The sequence below is a fragment of the Nocardioides sp. S5-5 genome, assembly GCF_054954065.1.
Map to the genome: position 1 here is coordinate 3531262 of NZ_CP199913.1, position 17226 is coordinate 3548487.

At 71.4% G+C, this 17226-nt stretch carries 25 protein-coding genes; 23 read left to right on the forward strand and 2 right to left on the reverse strand.

The window, feature by feature from the left end:
* The first annotated feature begins 299 nt into the window (after window positions 1-299).
* The 20 genes from ACUP6Y_RS16870 (at window position 300) to ACUP6Y_RS16965 (ending at window position 10861) form a co-directional block, all read left to right on the forward strand.
* Window positions 300-422: a hypothetical protein gene (locus ACUP6Y_RS16870; RefSeq protein ID WP_462551966.1), complete on the forward strand. Its 123-nt coding sequence runs from the start codon at window positions 300-302 to the stop codon at window positions 420-422.
* Window positions 419-934, forward strand: a complete 516-nt coding sequence (locus ACUP6Y_RS16875) for a hypothetical protein (RefSeq protein ID WP_462551967.1) — start codon at window positions 419-421, stop codon at window positions 932-934. Before ACUP6Y_RS16870 ends, ACUP6Y_RS16875 begins: the two co-directional genes overlap by 4 nt.
* Window positions 931-1248 carry a hypothetical protein gene (locus ACUP6Y_RS16880; protein ID WP_462551968.1) on the forward strand — a complete coding sequence of 106 codons (318 nt, stop codon included), beginning with the start codon at window positions 931-933 and terminating at the stop codon, window positions 1246-1248. Before ACUP6Y_RS16875 ends, ACUP6Y_RS16880 begins: the two co-directional genes overlap by 4 nt.
* Window positions 1249-1348: 100 nt before the next feature.
* Window positions 1349-1504, forward strand: a complete 156-nt coding sequence (locus ACUP6Y_RS16885; RefSeq protein ID WP_462551970.1) for a hypothetical protein — start codon at window positions 1349-1351, stop codon at window positions 1502-1504.
* On the forward strand, window positions 1501-1926 hold the full coding sequence (locus ACUP6Y_RS16890; protein WP_462551971.1) for a beta-sandwich lipoprotein: 426 nt from the start codon (window positions 1501-1503) through the stop codon (window positions 1924-1926). The genes ACUP6Y_RS16885 and ACUP6Y_RS16890 overlap by 4 nt, the downstream gene beginning before the upstream one ends.
* Window positions 1923-2318: a hypothetical protein gene (locus tag ACUP6Y_RS16895; protein ID WP_462551972.1), complete on the forward strand. Its 396-nt coding sequence runs from the start codon at window positions 1923-1925 to the stop codon at window positions 2316-2318. The genes ACUP6Y_RS16890 and ACUP6Y_RS16895 overlap by 4 nt, the downstream gene beginning before the upstream one ends.
* Window positions 2318-2536: a hypothetical protein gene (locus tag ACUP6Y_RS16900; protein ID WP_462551973.1), complete on the forward strand. Its 219-nt coding sequence runs from the start codon at window positions 2318-2320 to the stop codon at window positions 2534-2536. Before ACUP6Y_RS16895 ends, ACUP6Y_RS16900 begins: the two co-directional genes overlap by 1 nt.
* Window positions 2533-2697 carry a hypothetical protein gene (locus ACUP6Y_RS16905; RefSeq protein WP_462551974.1) on the forward strand — a complete coding sequence of 55 codons (165 nt, stop codon included), beginning with the start codon at window positions 2533-2535 and terminating at the stop codon, window positions 2695-2697. The genes ACUP6Y_RS16900 and ACUP6Y_RS16905 overlap by 4 nt, the downstream gene beginning before the upstream one ends.
* The gene (locus ACUP6Y_RS16910; RefSeq protein ID WP_462551976.1) at window positions 2694-2972 is read left to right on the forward strand and encodes a hypothetical protein; all 279 of its coding nucleotides are present in this window, start codon (window positions 2694-2696) and stop codon (window positions 2970-2972) included. Before ACUP6Y_RS16905 ends, ACUP6Y_RS16910 begins: the two co-directional genes overlap by 4 nt.
* Window positions 2969-3472 carry a hypothetical protein gene (locus ACUP6Y_RS16915; RefSeq protein WP_462551977.1) on the forward strand — a complete coding sequence of 168 codons (504 nt, stop codon included), beginning with the start codon at window positions 2969-2971 and terminating at the stop codon, window positions 3470-3472. Before ACUP6Y_RS16910 ends, ACUP6Y_RS16915 begins: the two co-directional genes overlap by 4 nt.
* An 11-nt stretch (window positions 3473-3483) precedes the next feature.
* Complete coding sequence (locus ACUP6Y_RS16920; RefSeq protein WP_462551978.1) at window positions 3484-3720, forward strand: hypothetical protein; 237 nt, start codon at window positions 3484-3486, stop codon at window positions 3718-3720.
* On the forward strand, window positions 3717-4568 hold the full coding sequence (locus tag ACUP6Y_RS16925) for a hypothetical protein (protein ID WP_462551979.1): 852 nt from the start codon (window positions 3717-3719) through the stop codon (window positions 4566-4568). The genes ACUP6Y_RS16920 and ACUP6Y_RS16925 overlap by 4 nt, the downstream gene beginning before the upstream one ends.
* A gap of 305 nt (window positions 4569-4873) precedes the next feature.
* The gene (locus tag ACUP6Y_RS16930) at window positions 4874-5827 is read left to right on the forward strand and encodes a hypothetical protein (protein WP_462551980.1); all 954 of its coding nucleotides are present in this window, start codon (window positions 4874-4876) and stop codon (window positions 5825-5827) included.
* Window positions 5828-5833: 6 nt separating this feature from the next.
* A complete protein-coding gene (locus ACUP6Y_RS16935) occupies window positions 5834-7669 on the forward strand; it encodes a DEAD/DEAH box helicase (RefSeq protein WP_462551982.1) in 1836 nt (611 codons plus the stop codon).
* Window positions 7666-8268, forward strand: a complete 603-nt coding sequence (locus ACUP6Y_RS16940) for a DNA N-6-adenine-methyltransferase (protein WP_462551983.1) — start codon at window positions 7666-7668, stop codon at window positions 8266-8268. Before ACUP6Y_RS16935 ends, ACUP6Y_RS16940 begins: the two co-directional genes overlap by 4 nt.
* Window positions 8265-8630 (forward strand): hypothetical protein, encoded by a 366-nt coding sequence (locus tag ACUP6Y_RS16945; RefSeq protein ID WP_462551984.1) that lies wholly within the window; start codon window positions 8265-8267, stop codon window positions 8628-8630. The genes ACUP6Y_RS16940 and ACUP6Y_RS16945 overlap by 4 nt, the downstream gene beginning before the upstream one ends.
* Entirely contained in the window at window positions 8627-8875 is a 249-nt protein-coding gene (locus ACUP6Y_RS16950; RefSeq protein WP_462551985.1) for a hypothetical protein, read from the forward strand. Before ACUP6Y_RS16945 ends, ACUP6Y_RS16950 begins: the two co-directional genes overlap by 4 nt.
* Window positions 8872-9501 (forward strand): 50S ribosomal protein L32, encoded by a 630-nt coding sequence (locus tag ACUP6Y_RS16955; RefSeq protein WP_462551986.1) that lies wholly within the window; start codon window positions 8872-8874, stop codon window positions 9499-9501. Before ACUP6Y_RS16950 ends, ACUP6Y_RS16955 begins: the two co-directional genes overlap by 4 nt.
* Window positions 9498-9977, forward strand: a complete 480-nt coding sequence (locus ACUP6Y_RS16960) for a hypothetical protein (RefSeq protein ID WP_462551987.1) — start codon at window positions 9498-9500, stop codon at window positions 9975-9977. The genes ACUP6Y_RS16955 and ACUP6Y_RS16960 overlap by 4 nt, the downstream gene beginning before the upstream one ends.
* Window positions 9974-10861, forward strand: coding sequence for a hypothetical protein (locus tag ACUP6Y_RS16965; protein WP_462551988.1), 888 nt, complete (start codon window positions 9974-9976; stop codon window positions 10859-10861). The genes ACUP6Y_RS16960 and ACUP6Y_RS16965 overlap by 4 nt, the downstream gene beginning before the upstream one ends.
* A 184-nt stretch (window positions 10862-11045) precedes the next feature.
* Here ACUP6Y_RS16965 and ACUP6Y_RS16970 read toward each other — a convergent pair whose 3' ends face one another.
* Window positions 11046-11666 carry a DUF4145 domain-containing protein gene (locus ACUP6Y_RS16970; protein WP_462551989.1) on the reverse strand — a complete coding sequence of 207 codons (621 nt, stop codon included), beginning with the start codon at window positions 11664-11666 and terminating at the stop codon, window positions 11046-11048.
* Between the two features lie 47 nt (window positions 11667-11713).
* On the opposite strand from ACUP6Y_RS16970, the gene ACUP6Y_RS16975 reads away from it, so the two are divergent.
* Both ACUP6Y_RS16975 and ACUP6Y_RS16980 read left to right on the forward strand, forming a co-directional pair.
* Window positions 11714-11842 carry a hypothetical protein gene (locus ACUP6Y_RS16975; protein ID WP_462551990.1) on the forward strand — a complete coding sequence of 43 codons (129 nt, stop codon included), beginning with the start codon at window positions 11714-11716 and terminating at the stop codon, window positions 11840-11842.
* Entirely contained in the window at window positions 11839-12111 is a 273-nt protein-coding gene (locus ACUP6Y_RS16980) for a hypothetical protein (protein ID WP_462551991.1), read from the forward strand. The genes ACUP6Y_RS16975 and ACUP6Y_RS16980 overlap by 4 nt, the downstream gene beginning before the upstream one ends.
* A gap of 8 nt (window positions 12112-12119) precedes the next feature.
* Here the strand turns inward: ACUP6Y_RS16980 and ACUP6Y_RS16985 are convergent, their stop codons facing one another.
* Window positions 12120-12452, reverse strand: a complete 333-nt coding sequence (locus tag ACUP6Y_RS16985; RefSeq protein ID WP_462551992.1) for a hypothetical protein — start codon at window positions 12450-12452, stop codon at window positions 12120-12122.
* An 80-nt stretch (window positions 12453-12532) separates the two neighbouring features.
* Between ACUP6Y_RS16985 and ACUP6Y_RS16990 the strand changes: the two genes are divergently transcribed.
* Window positions 12533-17224 (forward strand): DNA polymerase, encoded by a 4692-nt coding sequence (locus ACUP6Y_RS16990; RefSeq protein ID WP_462551993.1) that lies wholly within the window; start codon window positions 12533-12535, stop codon window positions 17222-17224.
* The last annotated feature ends 2 nt before the right edge of the window (window positions 17225-17226 follow it).

The window sequence follows — 17226 nt, forward strand, 5'->3', positions numbered from 1 at the left end:
CCAGGCTCACCGATGACCAGGCCCGGCGCCTCGCTGCACTGTTAGCGCCTCCCGGCCGCCGGCCATTCACCGCAGCCACGCCCGTGCGCACCGAGAAGAGCGCGGCGTGAGCACCGCGGTCGCCGTCGTCCTGGCCTCCGTCAGCGGCCTCAGCGTGCTGGCGATCGTCACGGCCGTCGTGATCGCGCTCGCCCGGGCCAGACGCACCTAGCGGCCCGGCAGAACCCCCAGAAATAGCCAGCGGGTCCGGCTCATCGCCTGGCAGCGACCGGACCCACCAACGAAAGGAAGTGTCTCACGTGGCACACGGAATCACGCTCGATCTGCGGCGCGTCAAGGCGCCTGCGCCGGAGTTCATCCACCGGCACCCGGCGCCTGTGAAGGTCGGCGGCCACCGCGCCCGCAAGGCGGCGAACCGGTGACCGCCCCGGTCACACGCCGGATCCAGGCGGGCGACTCGGTCCGCATCGTCCTCGGCATGCACGGCGGGCGCATAGGCAAGGTGACGCACACCGGCGTCACCGCGCTGTACGTCGAGTTCAAGGCGCCTGTGCTCATCACCGAACCGGACGGGACAGCGAAGACCGTCACCCTGCCATTCTCCCGGCGCGAGCTGGTCCTGATCGATGAGCCGAAGCACATCCTCCACCGAACGGTGCCGCCCTTCACCCGCACCGACCCAGCCCCTGATTACTTCCGCCCGAAGCACTGCGCCGGCTCGCTGGACCAGCCGTCGAGCTGCCTGCATCTGCACCCCGGTGACGAGGCGTGCGGCTGCGGCCAGGCGGCGCTCCCCGTGGACAGCGACGCGATCGTGCTGCAGGTCCGCCCGCACAACGTCGGGGCCACCGCTCCGGCGCCGTTCATCCGCCACAGCCGCGAGCTGTGCCATGAGGTGAGCCCCGGGCTCGTCGCTGCCGGAGCCACGGCGTGAACGGGCCGGAGCACTACCGCGAGGCGGAGCGCCTGCTGGCCCTCGTCGACGACGTGGCCGTGGTCGAGGTTCCTCGTGCGATCTCTGCCAAGGAGGCCGAGGAGATCAAGACGCGGTTCGCCGAGAGGGTAGGCCTCAGGCCGGTCGTCGTCGCCCAGAGCACCCACGTTGACCTCAGCCCGGTGCTCATCGCGGCCCAGGTACACGCGACGCTCGCTCAGGCCGACGCCACCGCTCAGCTCGCACAGGCGGCCCAGTCGCTGCCGACCTACGAAGGCATGCTCGCGGTCTACAACTTCGGCGGCGCGAAGTGAACCCCGACCAGTGGGCCGGCCTCGCCTGCCTGGTCTTCCTCGCCTCGATCGGCCTCGGCCTGTGGCTGCTGCTCGACCTGCTCACCGGCAGGGCGCGCCCATGAGCACCCCGCGCTGCCCCGAGTGCACCAACGGCAAGCACGTCAACTGCGACGGGCGCGCCCTCGACCCGACCACCGACGAGGTCGTCCGCTGCGCCTGCACGAACGCCCTCTGCACCACTCCAACCGACTCCGCAGGGAGGAACCCCGCATGACCAGCAAGACCCGCATCGCCGCCATCGCCGCGGCCGGAGCACTCGCCGTCGCCGGCCTGGCCGCGTGCTCCGACGACGCCGAGATCGTCAACCAGAACCTTGACAAGTCCGCGAGGAACTTCGAGGTCAACCGCCGGGTGGTCGCCGTCAACACCCAGACCGACGCCTACCTGCTGTCCATCGAGGGCCGGTGCGACATCACGCCGAAGTCCGGTCGCGTGCTCGTCACCTGCAAGGTCGCCGACGGCAACGGCGCGGACGCGTACAAGCGCCACCAGATCTACACCAACGGCAACCGCGTCGCCGTCGTGGTCGAGCAGCTGGAGCCGGTGAAGGCCGACGCCTACCACTACCGGCTGACCTTCAAGCCGGAGCAGATCATCCCGGACATCGACCTGCGCACGAGCGGAGACGACCAGTGAGCGCCCAGCCGATCCCCCAGCCCGCCGTCGACCAGGGCAGCGAGGCCGAGCCGGCGCCGTTCGCCGTTGTCCCCGGCCCGGAGGACCGCCTGGCCTCGCTCCACGCGCAGTACGCCGACGCCAAGGCCGCAAAGGACGCCGCCGACGAGCACTACAAGGCGATCACCGACGGCATCAAGGCCGAGATGCTGGCCATCGCCGCCGCCAGCGACCCGGCGAACCTGCGCGTCGAGCTGCGCAGCCCGTACGGCCCGCCCCTCCGCGCGACGAACTCCCGGCCTTGGCGCGTCGACTCCAAGCGCCTCAAGGCCGAGCAGCCCTACATCTACGCGGCGTACGCCGTGCAGGGCGACTCCTGGTCGCTGCGCGTGGTCCCGGGCGGTGGTGAGTGATGAGCAGCGAGATCAAGACCTGGCTCGTCGTGTCCCGATTCGACGCTCCGCTCGACCTCGACGACGACTCGCTACTCAACGCGATCGTCTCTGCGATTGAGGCCGCTGGCGGCGACGCCGAGGACTCGATCATCGGGAACCTCGCGGGCGAAGCGAACGGCTCGCTAGACGACGCGTACGACGCCGCTCGCGGCTACCTGCAGGCGGCCAAGCGATGAGCCGCCGCACTGCCACCGACCCGCAGCCCGGTATGGCCGCGTCGTTCCCGAGCGACTGCCCGCGGTGCCCGGCCGGGATCAAGGTCGGCGACCGCATCGTGTTCCGCCGCGGCGTGGCGCTGCACGTCGGCTGCGCGACCGGGCAGGACGACGCCCGATGACCGGCCAGGCGAAGGCCGCCGAGGCCACGGCGTACCTGCAGGTCGAGCTCAAGCGCCGGCTGTCGTACACAGCCTCGGAGGCCCGCGTGGTCCGAGCGACCCAGCGCAAGCCGGAGCAGGCCGCGCCCGGCTGCATCGTCGTCAAGGTCAAGCTCAGGATCCCGGTCGAGGGCTGGGACGCCTTCGAGCCCGAGGCCGTGATCGACGTGCCGGCCGACCTTGTCCAGCACCCGATCGAGGTAGTGGTCGAGGGCGCAGCTGGCGGTGACCAGTGAGCACCCAGGACGGTCGGGTCCTGCGCGCCTACCTGGCCGCGCCGTACGCCGCTCGGGGGCTGGTCAGGAAGTACGCCGAGGACCTCGTGCGCATCGGGCTCGACGTCACGGCGTCCTGGCTCGACGAGGAGCACGCCATCGGTCCCGCGTCGCTCGGCTCGGCGCCGGGCCTGGACCCAGCCGAGGTCGCCCGGCACGCGGCCACCGACCTCGACGACATCGAGCGGTGCGACGTGCTGGTCCTGTTCACCGCGGCCTCGCTCGGCATGTCGGTGGCGGACGCGGCGTCTGGGGGGCGTCACGTCGAGACCGGCTACGCGCTGGCCAAGGGCATCCCGGTCATCGTCGTGGGCGAGCCGGAGAACGTCTTCCACCGGCTCGATCACGCCGGCCCCGACGGCGCCACGGGCTGCTCGTGGGTGCAGGTCTGCGGGTCGTGGATGGAGACGCTCGGAGAGCTGAAGCTGCGCCTCGACGCGGCGAAGGCGTGGTCGGCGTGAGCGGCTTTCGGATGCCTCAGCACCAGGTCGACCAGGTCACGGCTGCCGTCCGAGACGCAGGCGCCGGCCCGGACGTGCTGGATCTCATCGCCGCCTCGTTCAGCGGGGTCGCCGAGGGGTGTGACCAGACTGCGCAGACCTTCCCCGGATGCCGGCTGACGCTGTCCGAGGTCGCGTCGATGATGCGCGCTCAGCGCGACGCCTACCAGCAGGTGGCGGACGAGATGCGCAAGGACGGCCAGCCGTGACGCAGCCGACCGTCTACGCCGACCCGATCTCGCCCGGGGAGTTCATGGCCAGCGCGGCGAAGTCGTCGCCATCGGGGTCGAGCGCCTGGGCCTCGACGTACGCCATCGAGCTGAAGCGCGTCTTCCTCGACCACGCGGCCCGGGCGCCCCGGACGCTGCAGCAGCACCTCGGCCCGTCCGAGCTCGGCGTCTCGTGCGACCGGCAGGTCGTCGGGAAGATGGCCGCGCTGCCGGCGACCAACCACGTCAGCGACCCGTGGCCCTCCATCGTCGGCACCGCCTGCCACGCCTGGGCCGAAGAGGCGTTCACGGCCGACAACACCCGACGCGGCGTACTGCGCTGGCTGGCCGAGCAGAAGGTAGCGCCGCACCCCGATCACCCCGGAACCGCGGACCTCTACGACGCCCAGGAGCAGGCGGTCGTCGACCACAAGTTCCTCGGCGCGACGTCGATGAACAAGGTCCGCAAGGCGCCGCCGCGCAAGTACCGCCGCCAGCTCCTGCTCTACGGGCTCGGCTACCTGCGCCTGGGCCTGCCGGTGCGCCGGGTCGCGCTCGCGGCGTACCCCCGAACCGCGGCAAGTCTCGACGGGCTCTACGTCTGGGAGCGCGAGGTCACCAGCGACGGCATGACGCTGCTGCCCGCAATCCTCGCCGAGCTGGAGGACACCTTCGCCGAGACCGCGCGGCGCCACGCCCTGGCCGACCAGGTCATCGCGGGCCAGCTGCGGTTCATCGACACCCCGAAGGACCCCGACGGCGACGAATGCTTCTTCTGTCCGTTCTACCGGCCCCAGGTCGACCAGGACGAGGGCTCGTGGTGCGCAGGACCGGGACGGGTCCGATGAACGCCGATCCGATTCGCGAGAGCGCCACGCACATCTGGCGGATCCGCCGCACCCGCGGTTTCACGATGAGCCATCCCGTCATCGCGACTGCCCCCGGCTGCCCCGACGAGCGCCACCCGACCCGTGACTGCGGGTGCCGGGTCTTCCGGACCGAGGCCTCAGCGCAGGCCTACGTCGACTCCGTCACCACCGACTCCCCCTCGCCCTCAGCGGGTGCGGGGTCCGCCGGCTCTACCGCGTAGCGCGGGCCGGCACCAGCAACACCGCGAAGCACCCATCACACCTTCACGCGAAACGAGAGACCGATGTCCCAGCAGCAGTACTACTACCCCCAGCAGCCCGTGCAGCAGCCCTACCCCCCTCAGCCGGCCATGCCGCTCGCGCCGGCCCAGCCGGGCTACCCCGGTGCCTTCCCCCAGCAGGGGTACGCGCCGCAGATGCCCGCACAGGGCCCGCCGCAGCCGGCCGTGCCGCTCGCGGACGGCAGCCTCGACGCGTTCTACAGCCAGCCCTCGCTCGGCGGCGGCCCCGGCATCTCGTGGAAGGGCAAGCCCGACGGGTACACCGTCCAGGGCGTCGTCCCCCGCGACGTGACCCACGCCGACGTCTCGCAGGAGGTTGGCGCGCCGAACACCCGTGACGCGGGCATCCCGCAGTTCTACCGCGACGGTCGGCCGAAGTTCGTGCTGGCCGTCCCGCTCCAGGTCCCGGTCTCGGCCGAGTACCCGGAGGGCGAGGCCCGGCTCTACGTCCGTGGGCAGCTCCGCGACGAGCTCACCCGCGCGATGACCGAGGCGGGCGTCCCGGGCGCCGGTACGGCAGAGGCCCAGATCACGGGCGGGTCTGTCATCACCGTCACGCTGGTCCAGCGCAAGCAGGGTCGCGGCACGATCCCGCAGAACATCTTCCACATCGTCTACACCCCGGCCGGAGGGCAGCCGCCTGCTCCCCCGGCCGTCCCGCAGGCTCAGCCGCCCGTCCAGCCGCAGTACGCCGCTCAGGCTCCCGTCCCCCAGGCGCAGCAGCCCTACGCCCCGCAGCAGCAGTTCGTGCCCCAGGGCCAGCCCGTGGCACAGGCGGCTCCGGTCGCTCAGGCTCCCGTCCAGCAGGTTCCGCAGGCCGTCCCCGGTCAGCCGGTCCAGGCCGGCGGGCTGCCCGTTCCGGAGACCCTGAGCCCCGCGCAGCAGCAGCTGTTCGCTCAGATCGCCGGACAGCAGCAGCAGCAGGCCGCTCAGCCGGCCCCGCAGGTTCAGGGCTGATCCACCTTGCTCGGCATCCACGCTGAGCTGGTCGCCGGCAGCGATCGGGAGATGTTCCTGATCGCTGCCGGTCCCGACCACGAGGTTGCTGTGGCGGCCAAGCACCTCGAGCTCCTCACCCCGCTCTTCTCCAAGTCCGACCCGCCTGGCGGTCTCGTCACGCCCGTGAGCTGGAGCACCGTCCTCCAGCTCGCCGCGACGTTCGGCGCTGCCTGGGCGCCGGGCCCGCGCCTGTCCGCGTGGATCCGCGGCCAGCAGGTCGCTCGGGCCGGCGCCGTCGGCGACCGCCTGGCCTACGTCCCGCCCGAGGGCCTGACCCCGCGGCCCTACCAGGTCGCCGGCGCGCTGGAGATCGCCCGCACCGGCCGCGCGCTGATCTTCGACGAGCCGCGCACCGGCAAGACCATCACCACGATCCTCGGTCTGCTGGAGCTGTGGGCCCGGCTCGCGGACGGCCACGACGCCAGCCCGCCCTCACCGGCCCTGGTGATCGCCCCGGCCTCCGTCGTCGACCCCTGGGTCGAGGCCTGGCGCACCTGGGCCCCGCACCTGAGCACCGTCGCCTGGCGCGGACCCAAGAGGCGTGACCTGCTCGGCACCGCGGACGTCTACGTGACGTCGTACGACACCGCCCGCATGGACGCCGGGCCGGTCACTGACAATGGCCGGAAGTCGCTGCGCCCGCTGGTCGACCTGGGCGCCGCGGCGTTGGTGGTCGACGAGTGCCACTACATCAAGAACGCGACGGCCGCCCGCTCGAAGGCTGTGCGCCGGCTGGCCGAGATCACCTACGAGCTCGACGGCGCCTTCGTCGGGCTGTCCGGCACCCCGATCACGCACCACCCTGGCGACCTGTTCCCGGTGATCTCCTGCCTCGACCCAGGCGGCCAGCCGTCCAAGGAGCGCTGGACGAACCGCTATTGCCTGATGCTCCCGGGCGACTACTCCGGCGACATCCTCGGCCTGCACCCCGCCACCGAGCCGGAGTTCCGCCTCACGATCCTCGGCCAGCACCGCCGGGTCGCCCGTGCCGACGTCATGGCCGACCTCCCGCCCAAGGTCTACAGCGTCCGCACCGTCGAGCTGCCGGCCGCCTGGCGCAAGGTCTACGACGACTTCGAGAGCCAGATGCTCGCCGAGCTGCCCGACGGCTCCGAGATCTCGGTCATGGACGTGCAGACCCAGTACAACCACCTGACCCGGCTGGCCAGCGCGGCGGCCGATGTCGAGATCACCTACGGCCCCGACCTCGACGCGCAGACCGGCGAGCCGAAGCGGCACATGCACCTGCACCTCAAGGCGCCGTCGTGGAAGGTCGAGGCGTTGCTGGAGATCCTCGAGGAGCGCTGCGGTCCCGGCGTACCTCCCGAGAGCCGCGACGCCGTCGTGTGCTTCGCGCCGTCGAAGCAGCTCGTCGAGATCGCGGGGGCCGCGGCTGAGAAGGCCGGCTACCGGGTCGGCTACATCGTCGGCGGCCAGAGCCAGGCCGAGCGCACCGCAGTGCGGACCGCGTTCCAGGCCGGTGAGCTCGACCTGGTCTGTGCGACCACCGGAGCCGGCGGCACGGGCATCACCCTCTCGCGCGCCGGGACGCTGGTCTTCCTGGCCCGGCCCTGGTCGCTGGTCGAGTCCCTGCAGGCCGAGGACCGCGGCGAAGGCGACATGAACGCCACCCGCGGCACCGAGATCATCGACGTGATCGCCTCGAACACCATCGACACCCGGGTGCGCGCCGTGCTCCGGGAGCGAGCCGGCCAGCTCGCCGACCTGGTCCAGGACCCGCGCATCGTGGCCGAGCTGCTCGGCGGCCGCCGCATCGATGAGTTGGAGCGTGCGTCGTGACCCTCGCAGGCTTCAAGTCCAGCAACCACCCGCAGCAGACAGCCAAGCGCGGCGCTCGTGACGATGTGGACGACCGAGGCACCGACCCGTTGTTCATCGCGAGTCTCGAGCAGCGGTTCGGAGCGTTTCAGCTCGATGTCGCGGCAGCCGAGCACAACGCCAAGGCACCTCTGTTCTACACACGCGAGGACGACGGGCTGGCACGGCACTGGCAGCGGCCCCGTAGCCACGTCGGCCCCTGGAATGTGTGGTGCAACCCGCCGTACTCCGACTGTGGCGCGTGGGTGCGGATGGCATGGTCGCAGTGGTTGATCTTTCCGGAAGATCTGGACCGCCGCGAGCACCATCCAGCGATGTACCGCGCTCGCCCCTCCAAGAGCCCCGACCTCATCGCCATGCTGCTGCCCGCCAACCGTGTCGAGCAGGCGTGGTGGCAGGACTTGGTCGAGCCCTTCCGCGACCGGCCCGGATCTCCACTGCGGGTCGAGTTCCTGCGTGGCCGGATGCGCTTCGAGCGGCCCGGCTGGACGCCTGGCCCCAAGGGCGATCGACCGCCGTTCGGCTGCGCCCTGCTGATCTGGCAGGAGCGTGCGGCATGAGGCTCCGTCGTCGGTGCGCCGAGCCGAACTGCCGCCACGCTCCCCGCGCGCACGGCGCCGGCGGGTGCTCGCTGTGCTCGTGCTCAGCCTGGGCCGACCGGCGTACCCACGTCTGGCGCGACGACGTCACCGAGGCGTGGCAGATGGCCACCGAGGCCTGGCTGCGCGCCCGGGAGGCGGCCGCCGTCGGCTACGAGGCCGAGCAGGCCGACTTCGAGCACAACCACCCACGCCCCCGGCTGGCCGACTTCATGCGCGCCATGTCGCCGGGCGTCCCACCCGAGGAGCTCGCCGAGCTCACCAAGCCACCGGTCTGCAGCGCCTGCTGCGGCACCGGTCACCGCCTGAAGGAGGCGTCGTGAACCCCCGGATCCCCTGTTCTCCCGCAGCGGGCACCTGCGAGACGACCGAGCTGCAGTACGCCATCGAAGCCGACCCCGGCCGGCTCACCGCCTCGTTCCCGGTCGGAACCCGCGAAGAGATGGAGCGCCGCCGCGGCTTCCTCCGAGGCAAGGGCGTCCCCGAGGGGATGGCCCCGGACTGGCCGCGGATCCTCGTGCGCCGTGCGTGCGAGCACGGTCGTGACAGCTGGCAGGTGTCGGCGTGAGCACCGAGACCGAGGTCGAGACGCGTCAGTGCTCGATGTGCGACAAGGTCAAGCCGCTCAAGACCGAGTTCTACAAGCACCCGGCCGGCCGAGACGGGTACGCCGCGGCCTGCGTCGCGTGCGTCAACACCCCGCGGACGCCGTCGGTCAACCGGCTCGTGCGCAGCCGTGCGCGCGGTCGCGCCTACCAGCTGCTCGCCGAGCGGCACCGCGAGGAGTTCACCGCGCTGCTGGAGGAGCAGACCGTCATCGCCGCGGCCGAGCACGAGCAGGTCGCCGCCAAGGCGCGCGAGGCCGGCAACCCCGACGCCGAGGTGGCGCGGATCAAGCGGGGCCCGAAGCGCCAGCACGAGGCCAGCAAGCTGGACCGAGTCGACGTCGCGCGGTGCCCGTCGTGCCACACCCACCACGACGCCAAGCACGAGTGCCCGTCGTGCGGCACCGAGACGCCAGCCCAGCCGCAGAACCCGACGCTGGCCGGCCGGCCCGTGAAGCCCTGGCAGATCAGGGAGTGGGCCTACGTCCAGGGCGTCGACTGCCCGCCGCGCGGGCCGGTCCCCCGCCGGGTCGTTGAGGCGTTCGCCCGGGCGCATCGGATGGTGCCGAACCGATCGGCGGCGTCATGACGCGCATCTATCTGGGAGTCGACCCGGGCCCGATTCCCGGCATCGTCGTGCTGCAGGTCGACGGCGCCAGCGTCACGAGCCACGCGCTGCAGTGCTCGGCGGGCATCGCCGCGGCTGTGGTCGACCACCTGCTCGCGGACGCCGTCGAGGCCACCGAAGACCCCGCCCGTGTGACCCTCGCCGTCGAGAAGTTCGTCGTCGGCAAGGCGTCGATGCGCGCAGGCCGTGACGGCGCGATCACCCGCGACCTGGTCGGCCAGCTGCAGCGCGTCGCAAGCCTGCACGGCGTCCGGTACGTCGAGCGCTCGGCCAGCCAGGTGAAGCCCTGGGCCACCGACGACCGGCTGGCCGGCGCCCGGCTCCTCGAACCGACCAAGGGCATGCGGCACGCCAGAGACGCCGCCCGCCACGCCCTATTCGCGGCGGTGCATGACGGGGCTCTGCCGGACCCCCTCAGCAGGAGGGCGGCGCGATGAGCGACCACTGCCCGGCCCTCGACGAGTGCCGCTACGGCGGCGCCAGCACCGGACCGATCTGCGGCACCTACTGCGGCGACCAGCACGGAGACATCTGGAGCGAGGTCTGCGACATGGACCTCAGCTGGCCCGAGAAGAACGCGCTGTTCGAGCAGCGCCAACGCGACGAGCTGATCCCGCTCACCACCTACCGAGAGGACCCCCGCATGATCACCATCCCGAGCCCCGCCCAGTTCCTCACCGACCCGACGTATGCCGGAGACGACTTCGAAGAGCCGGAGGTGGCCACCCCGCTCGAGCGGCTCGCCGACCTCGAGCGCCGCCTGCACGCGATCGAGTGCGGGCCAATCATCGACATGATCAGCCCTCCTCCCGCCGAGGTGCAGCTCGCCACCGCCTCCGACCCCGCCGAGGTCGAGTACCTCCGCCAGGCCCAGCACGGCATGACCGAGGAGGCCGCCGACCAGCGAGACCGCGCCGAGCAGGCCGAAGTCCTGATCACGCAGATCGAGGGCATCGTCAAGAAGTCCACGAGCAAGGTGTCGCTCGACGTGAAGGCCGCCATTGAGGCGTGGCGCTCCCCCGAGTTGCCTGAGAGCGACCCCGCACCTGAGGGCACGCCCGCGCCGGAGGTGCCGGTGGAGGGCTCCCACACACGCACCACGACCGAGGGCGGCCCGGACTTCTGCCGCGAGTGCAGCGAAGCGATCAGCGACTGGGTGCAGTGGCCCTGCCCCGCGCAGCCCGTCGAGGAGTGGCGCGCGTACGCCCGCGGCCTCGGCTACAACGGGCCCGACGTCGACACCATGAACCGGTCGATGATCCGCACGATGCTGGGGATCGAACAGCCCGTCCCCGAGGCGACTGCCCAGGCGGGTGCGTAATGGCTATCGAAGAACTGCAGATCCACACGTGCGACCGCTGTGCGTCCACGCGCCAGCAGCCGATCCGGCAGGGCTTCCCGAGGGACTGGAGCCGCGTCAGCCAGCAGCAGGTGCAGGGTGGCGCACGCGAGACCTGGGACCTCTGTGCGCCGTGCTCCGCCTCCTTCGATACGTGGCTGAAGGGTCAGGCGTCGTGACCGCCGGATGTCTGCTGGGCCATGAGCGCGTCCAGCTCGTACGCCAGGACGAGGAGCTGTTCGGTGAAGGTCGCCACGTCGAGGGCCATCTCCGCGCTGATCGGGGTGAGCTCGTGGTTGGCGTCGTTGCCGACGTCCTTGATTCGGTCGACCCATGGCCGCATCTTCTTCGTGATGAGGCCCTCGCTCTCGAGGTGTTCGACCGCCTCGTAGAAGGACGGAGCCCGGTCGTTCTTCCCCTTCGGCGGCAGTCCGTGCGCCACGGCAATGTGGAAGAGGAGCTTTCGACAGAGCATCACCGTCGCAGCGTTCGCTCCCGATCCCAAGCAGGTGCGCACCTCAGTCCAAATCTGAAGATCGATCGGAGGCAGGCCGGCGGGGGTGCGCAAGGGCTTCGACGAAGGACTGATAAAGGATCCGTTGCGTACGGCGCCCAGGTGACAGGTGACGCACCTCAACCACGAGATGTTCGGTTCCACGTAGCCGACTTCCAGGGCCTGCGTTCCTCCGCAGTGCGGGCACGTGGAGTCGAGCCAGCTGCTTCGGAGATCACGCACGGCCGACGTCGAGTAGCTCAGGGTCACGAGTCCGTCGGTAGGCGAGGGCATGTCGTGACCGTACCGGCGACCTCCGACGCAACGCAGGGGAACCGGCCATGACGTTCACGGCGTCCTACGCCGGCACCTGCATGGCCTGCGGCGATCTCGAGGAGGTCGTCCGCCAGATGCCGAACGGCGACCAGATCGAGATCGTCGAAATCAACCTCGGGCTGAGCCGGCCATGACCACGCGCGAGGGCCCCGACACCGGCTGCCCCACCGGCAAGGTCACCTACCTGTCCGAGTACCTCGCGAGCAACGCCGCTGTGCTGCATACCTTCCTGCACCCCGACTGCACCGACGTGAGGCCGTTCCCGTGCCCGGCGTCGGTGCGCGGTGGAGGGGACCGGCATTGGCACATCGACCACAAGCACAAGGACGCCGGCGCGCGCTGCAAGGCCGCTGCCAGCGCAAGCACCGCACGACCCCCGTGTACATCCGAAGGAGCAGCGTGACCCGCGGATCAGGACCAGGACTGCCGACGTACCGCGACGTAGGTGTTGCCCTTGTGCTGCTTGAACTCGATCGCAAACCGAGCGGAGCAGGTCTCGCACCAGCCAGCCAGCGACATGGTGTGCCGACGGCCCAGCTCCCCCTCGGGGATGGGCAGGTTGACGGTCTCGTCGTCATGCACACGGCCGCCGAGGTCGACGTGGACCGGGACAACAGGGCCGTCTTCCCGAGGCCGGCCAGCCACGAATGCGTCGTCGATGTGGACGTTCGCCTCCCCACATCCCGGGCAGAGCAGGCGGTCGTCTTCATCGAAGTTCACCACGGCTCGCGCGCGATCAGTCATGCGTACAGCTCCCATTCATCAGTGTCGCCGGCACCCGCCGGCGAGGTCGTCACCAACCCTACCTACGAGGAGTTCGCAGCGTGAGCGCCCAGTCCGAAGCCCTGCCCCAGACGTACGCCGACAATGTGGCGTCGTACGCCCAGGCGGGCTGGCCCTGCATCTTCCCGGTGCCGGCCGACAGGAAGCACCCGCCGCCGACCGGCTTCACGGGCGCCGAAGGCCGCGACACCGAGCCGATGCAGTTGGTGGCCTGGGCCGGCTCGCACCCGGCCCACAGCATCGCGCTGCGGATGCCCGCCTACCCCGGCCCGGACGGCGGCCCCAACAGTGGGTGGTGCGTGATCGGCATCGACGTCGACGAGTACGAGAAGGCCGGCATCCGCAAGCACGGCGCCCAGACGCTGGCCAACGCCATCGAGCGCTGGGGCGCGCTGCCGCCGACCTGGTCGAGCACCGCGCGCGGCCCGGGCCAGCCCAGCCGCATCCTCCTGTTCCGGGCGCCGGCCGGCCGGTACGCCGCCAACCTCAACGCGGTCGGGCCCGACGTCGAGGTCATCCAGCGCCACCACCGCTACGTCGTCGTCGCACCCTCGCCGAATCCGCAGGCCGGTGGCAGCCCGTACGCCTGGTACCGGCCCGACGGCTCCCCCGCGGCGCCCGGCGAGGTACCCCGGCCCGAGGAGCTGGCCGCGCTGCCGCCCGACTGGGTCCGCGGCCTGGCCGAGGGTGCCACCGAGCAGGGCCCGGCCGCCGCCGACTCCGCGCTGGGCCGCGGGCTGCTCGGCCAACTGCTCGCCGACACCCGCGTCGAGTGCGCCGAGATCACCAGCGTGCGACTCACCGCGCTCGACGAGCTCACCGCGGCCGAGGCCGGCTCGCGTCACGACACCCTGTCCAAGCGGGTCTACCAGCTCGTCCAGCTGGCCGCCGCCGGGCACACCGGCTCGTCGTACGCCATCGAGGAGCTGCGTCAGGCCTGGGGCGTCGCGACGGCCGGCGAGGACCGCGAGCGCGAGTTCCACGACATGCTGACCACCGCGGCCCGCAAGGCCGTGACGCTGGTCGGTGAGCGCCAGGTGCCGCGCGACCCCTGCCTGTTCATCGACGGCTTCGAGATGGCAGGCGCCGCGCCCGAGGGCGTGGTCGACGAGCAGGACGAGCCGGTCGGGCCGATCGAGCCGCCGCGGTGGATGCTGCCGCGCGCGATCATCGGCACCCACAGCTTCGACCCGAAAGGCAACCTCGACCAGCCGCTGGCGCAGTCCGTGCTCGAGCGCGCCTACCCCCTGCTGCGCTACGCCTACGACTCCGGCGGCTGGCTGCTGCGTGGCTACGACCGCTGGGAGCTGCACAAGAGCCTGACCAACCGCGCCGTGACCCTGGTGGCCGGCCTCCTGCCGCTCGGCGACCCGCTGGCGGAGAAGGGCAGCGACGAGGAGGAGCGCGCCAAGCGCCGGGCGCGGTTCAACTCCAACGCCGGTCGCAACGCAATCGCGCAGACCGCGCAGGCGCTGGTCGACGGCGGCATGCACCCATGCACCGTCCGGCTGGCCGACCTCGACGGCGACCCCGAGGTGCTGTGGGCCGGCGGCCTGCCGTGGAACCTCGCCGCGAGCCGCGGCGACGCACCCATGGAGACGTGGCTGGCGCCGATCGACCCGGCGACGCCGCACCTGCAGACCGCGGCGATGATGCCCGAGCTCCGGCCGACACCGCTGTGGGACACCTTCCTCACCACGGTCTGGCCCGACCCGGAGGTCCGGTCCTGGGCGCTGCGCGTGCTCGCGGTGACGCTGACCGGGCGCGCCGACCGAGCGCTCCCGATCTTGCTGGGCGACCAGGGCCGCGGAAAGACGCAGGTGATCAACCTGCTGATGAGCGTGCTCGGGTCCTACGCCCACGCCGCCGACCGGCGCCTGCTCAACAGCAACGGCGAGAGGGCGCACCAGTCGATCGTGTTCGCGCTCAAGGGCCGCCGGCTGTCCTTCATCGACGAGGGCACGAAGGGCGGCCAGTTCGCCGAGGCCCAGCTCAAGCTGCTGACCGGCGGCGGCGAGCTCACCGGCAACCAGATGGGCCAGAACCCCATCACCTTCGCGCCGACTCACACCCTGGTGCTGACCGCCAACGACGAACCGGTGCTCACCGACCCGGCCATCAAGGCACGCGTGCGGCTGATCCCCTGCGACGGCGACCCCGAGCAGGTTCGGGCCGCGCGCGCCGCGATCGGTTCCGTGAGCTCGGCCGCGTGGAGGGCCGAGGCGCCCGGCGTGCTGGCGAAGATGATGTGCGAGGCCGCCGCCTGGCTGACCGACCCGACGACGGGCGGCAACGACGCGGCGCCGGAGGAGGTCCGCGCGCTAGTCGACCGGCTCGTGGTCGAGCAGGACCCGATCCGTTCGTGGCTGCGCGACGAGACCGAGCCGTGGCCCGCCGGTACCTCGAGCCGAGAGCTCTACAGCGCGTTCGTGGCCAGCTGCCAGCAGGCCAACATGCGACGCGACGAGATCCCCTCGGTAGTGGCCTGGAACAAGGCCCTGGAGCGTGACGGACTTCCGTCACACCACACGCGGCAGGGCAAGGTTCGGCTGATCAGGATTCGTCCTCAGGGCCCGTGGGGGTCGCTGGAGCCCGAAATCGGGCCGATTGGTGACGGACGTGACGGACTTGTGACGGACTTTTCGCCTAGTCCGTCACGGGTGTTTTCGCAGGTCAGCCCCACTATTTCTGTTGCTGGTGACGGCGTGACGGACTTTTCGACCATTACGCGCGTACATACACATGACGCGCCCGCGCGCACAGGGGGGGTTAGCAAAAGTCCGTCACGCCGTCACACCCAACAGAACGACACTGCCCCCGCGAAGTCAGCCGAGGCGAAGCGAGAGCAGACCGAGAACGCACGGACGAAGCGCGCGGCGGCCGCCGAGGAGCGGCGCCGAGCGGCCGTGGCGACGGCCTCCGGGCCGACGTACGCCCTGCCCGCCGTGGTCCGGCGTAGCGGCGAGATCCTGCCCGTGACTGCCAAGCAGGCGAGCCAGTTCCTCGCCACCCTGGCCGGCGCCCCGCTCACGGTCGACATCGAGAACACCGGCTACCCGATCGGCCACCGCGACTACCGGCTGCGAACCGTTCAGCTCGGCGACGCGCAGCTCGCGGTGGTGCTCGACCCCGAAGACCCCGACCAGGCCGCGACGATCCGACACGCCGTGGCCACGGCGCCGATCCTGCACGCACACTCCGCGACCGCCGACCTCATCCCGCTCCAGGAGGCCGGGCTGCTCGAGCACGGCCTCGACGAGGCGTGGAGCCGGATGCACGACACCGTGATCCTGGCCAAGCTCGCCGACCCGACCTCGACGAAGTCCGCCGAAGGTCTCAAGCAGCTGGCGCCGGCCGTGCTCGGTGACGCGGCGGTGAGCCCTCGCGCCGAGGAGGCCCGGGCCGCGCTGTTCAAGGCCGGCAAGTGGCTCACCGAGGTGAGGCCGACCAGCGAGCTGGAGCGCTCCGGCTGGGCGCAGAGCGACCCGCACAGCGCGACGATGATCCGCTACGCCGCCGCCGACGTCCTCGACGACGCGGCGATCGCCAGCCAGCTCGAGTACCCCCACGCCAACGTCTGGCGCCGGGAGGTGCTCGCGCAGACGATGACCGCCCGCGTGGCGCACACCGGCCTCGCGCTGGACGGCGACCGCGTGGCGCAGCTGCAGGTCGAGCAGCGGGCAGCGCTGGCGGACGCCGCCGGCCGGCTCGCGGCCTTCGGGATTGACAACCCCGGCAGCGACGCCCAGGTGGCCGCCGCGATCGAGGCGCAGGGCCTCCAGCTCCCGCGCACCCGCACCGGGCGTCCGAGCGTGGCCAAGGGCGCGCTCAACCAGCACACCGAGCTCGATGGCCCGCTCGGCGACCTGATCCGGGCCCGCCTCGACTACCAGAAGGCCGAGAACCGGCTCGGGCTGTTCCTCGACAGCTGGAGCAACGCCCTGACGCACGGCGACGGCCGGGTCCGGCCCACGGTCTACACGCTCGAGGCCAAGACCGGGCGCATGAGCTGCGTGCGGCCCAACCTCCAGCAAGTCCCGCGCGCCGGCGGCTTCCGCGCGTGCATCACCGCCGACCCCGGCCACGTGCTGATCTCGGCCGACTTCGCCCAGGTCGAGCTCCGCGTGGCCGCCGCCCTCAGCCAGGACCACAACCTCATCGCGATCCTCGACGACCCCGAGCGAGACATCCACCGCGAGATCGCTCAGATCGTGTGGGGACCCGGCGCCGGCAAGGCTGAGCGGTACCAGGCCAAGCGCAAGGTCTTCGGCCGGATCTACGGCTCGGGCATCAACGGCCTGGTGACCGCCGACCCGCCCGTGAGCGAGGCGATCGCCCACTCGATCGTCAACGCCATGGATGTGATGACGCCAGGCCTGACGGCCTGGTCCCGCATGGTGGCCAACAGCGTGGAGGCCGGCCACACGCAGTTCCAGTCCCACTCGGGCCGGATCATCCACATGCCCACCAGCGCGTCGTACGCCGCGCCGAACTATTGCATCCAGGGCGAAGCTCGCGAGCTCCTGATCGACGCGCTCGAGCGCTGGCAGCAGACGCCGTGGGGACGCTGTCCGATCCTGCCTGTGCATGACGAGATCGTGGGCATGGTTCCCATCGAGGACGCCCAGACCGCCACCGTCGCGCTGGTCGAGTGCATGGCCACCGAGCTGGCCGGCGTCCGCATCGTGGCCGAAGCCAGCGAACCCAGCACCTTCTGGAGGGACAGCGAGTGACC

Bases quoted from the DNA above. Each gene is read 5' to 3' on its own strand.
- ACUP6Y_RS16885 (WP_462551970.1), top strand. From the start codon at position 1,349: ATGAGCACCCCGCGCTGCCCCGAGTGCACCAACGGCAAGCACGTCAAC.
- ACUP6Y_RS16890 (WP_462551971.1), top strand. From the start codon at position 1,501: ATGACCAGCAAGACCCGCATCGCCGCCATCGCCGCGGCCGGAGCACTC.
- ACUP6Y_RS16900 (WP_462551973.1), top strand. From the start codon at position 2,318: ATGAGCAGCGAGATCAAGACCTGGCTCGTCGTGTCCCGATTCGACGCT.
- ACUP6Y_RS16905 (WP_462551974.1), top strand. From the start codon at position 2,533: ATGAGCCGCCGCACTGCCACCGACCCGCAGCCCGGTATGGCCGCGTCG.
- ACUP6Y_RS16910 (WP_462551976.1), top strand. From the start codon at position 2,694: ATGACCGGCCAGGCGAAGGCCGCCGAGGCCACGGCGTACCTGCAGGTC.
- ACUP6Y_RS16920 (WP_462551978.1), top strand. From the start codon at position 3,484: ATGCCTCAGCACCAGGTCGACCAGGTCACGGCTGCCGTCCGAGACGCA.
- ACUP6Y_RS16930 (WP_462551980.1), top strand. From the start codon at position 4,874: ATGTCCCAGCAGCAGTACTACTACCCCCAGCAGCCCGTGCAGCAGCCC.
- ACUP6Y_RS16945 (WP_462551984.1), top strand. From the start codon at position 8,265: ATGAGGCTCCGTCGTCGGTGCGCCGAGCCGAACTGCCGCCACGCTCCC.
- ACUP6Y_RS16960 (WP_462551987.1), top strand. From the start codon at position 9,498: ATGACGCGCATCTATCTGGGAGTCGACCCGGGCCCGATTCCCGGCATC.
- ACUP6Y_RS16965 (WP_462551988.1), top strand. From the start codon at position 9,974: ATGAGCGACCACTGCCCGGCCCTCGACGAGTGCCGCTACGGCGGCGCC.
- ACUP6Y_RS16970 (WP_462551989.1), bottom strand. From the start codon at position 11,666: ATGCCCTCGCCTACCGACGGACTCGTGACCCTGAGCTACTCGACGTCG.
- ACUP6Y_RS16975 (WP_462551990.1), top strand. From the start codon at position 11,714: ATGACGTTCACGGCGTCCTACGCCGGCACCTGCATGGCCTGCGGCGAT.
- ACUP6Y_RS16980 (WP_462551991.1), top strand. From the start codon at position 11,839: ATGACCACGCGCGAGGGCCCCGACACCGGCTGCCCCACCGGCAAGGTC.
- ACUP6Y_RS16985 (WP_462551992.1), bottom strand. From the start codon at position 12,452: ATGACTGATCGCGCGCGAGCCGTGGTGAACTTCGATGAAGACGACCGC.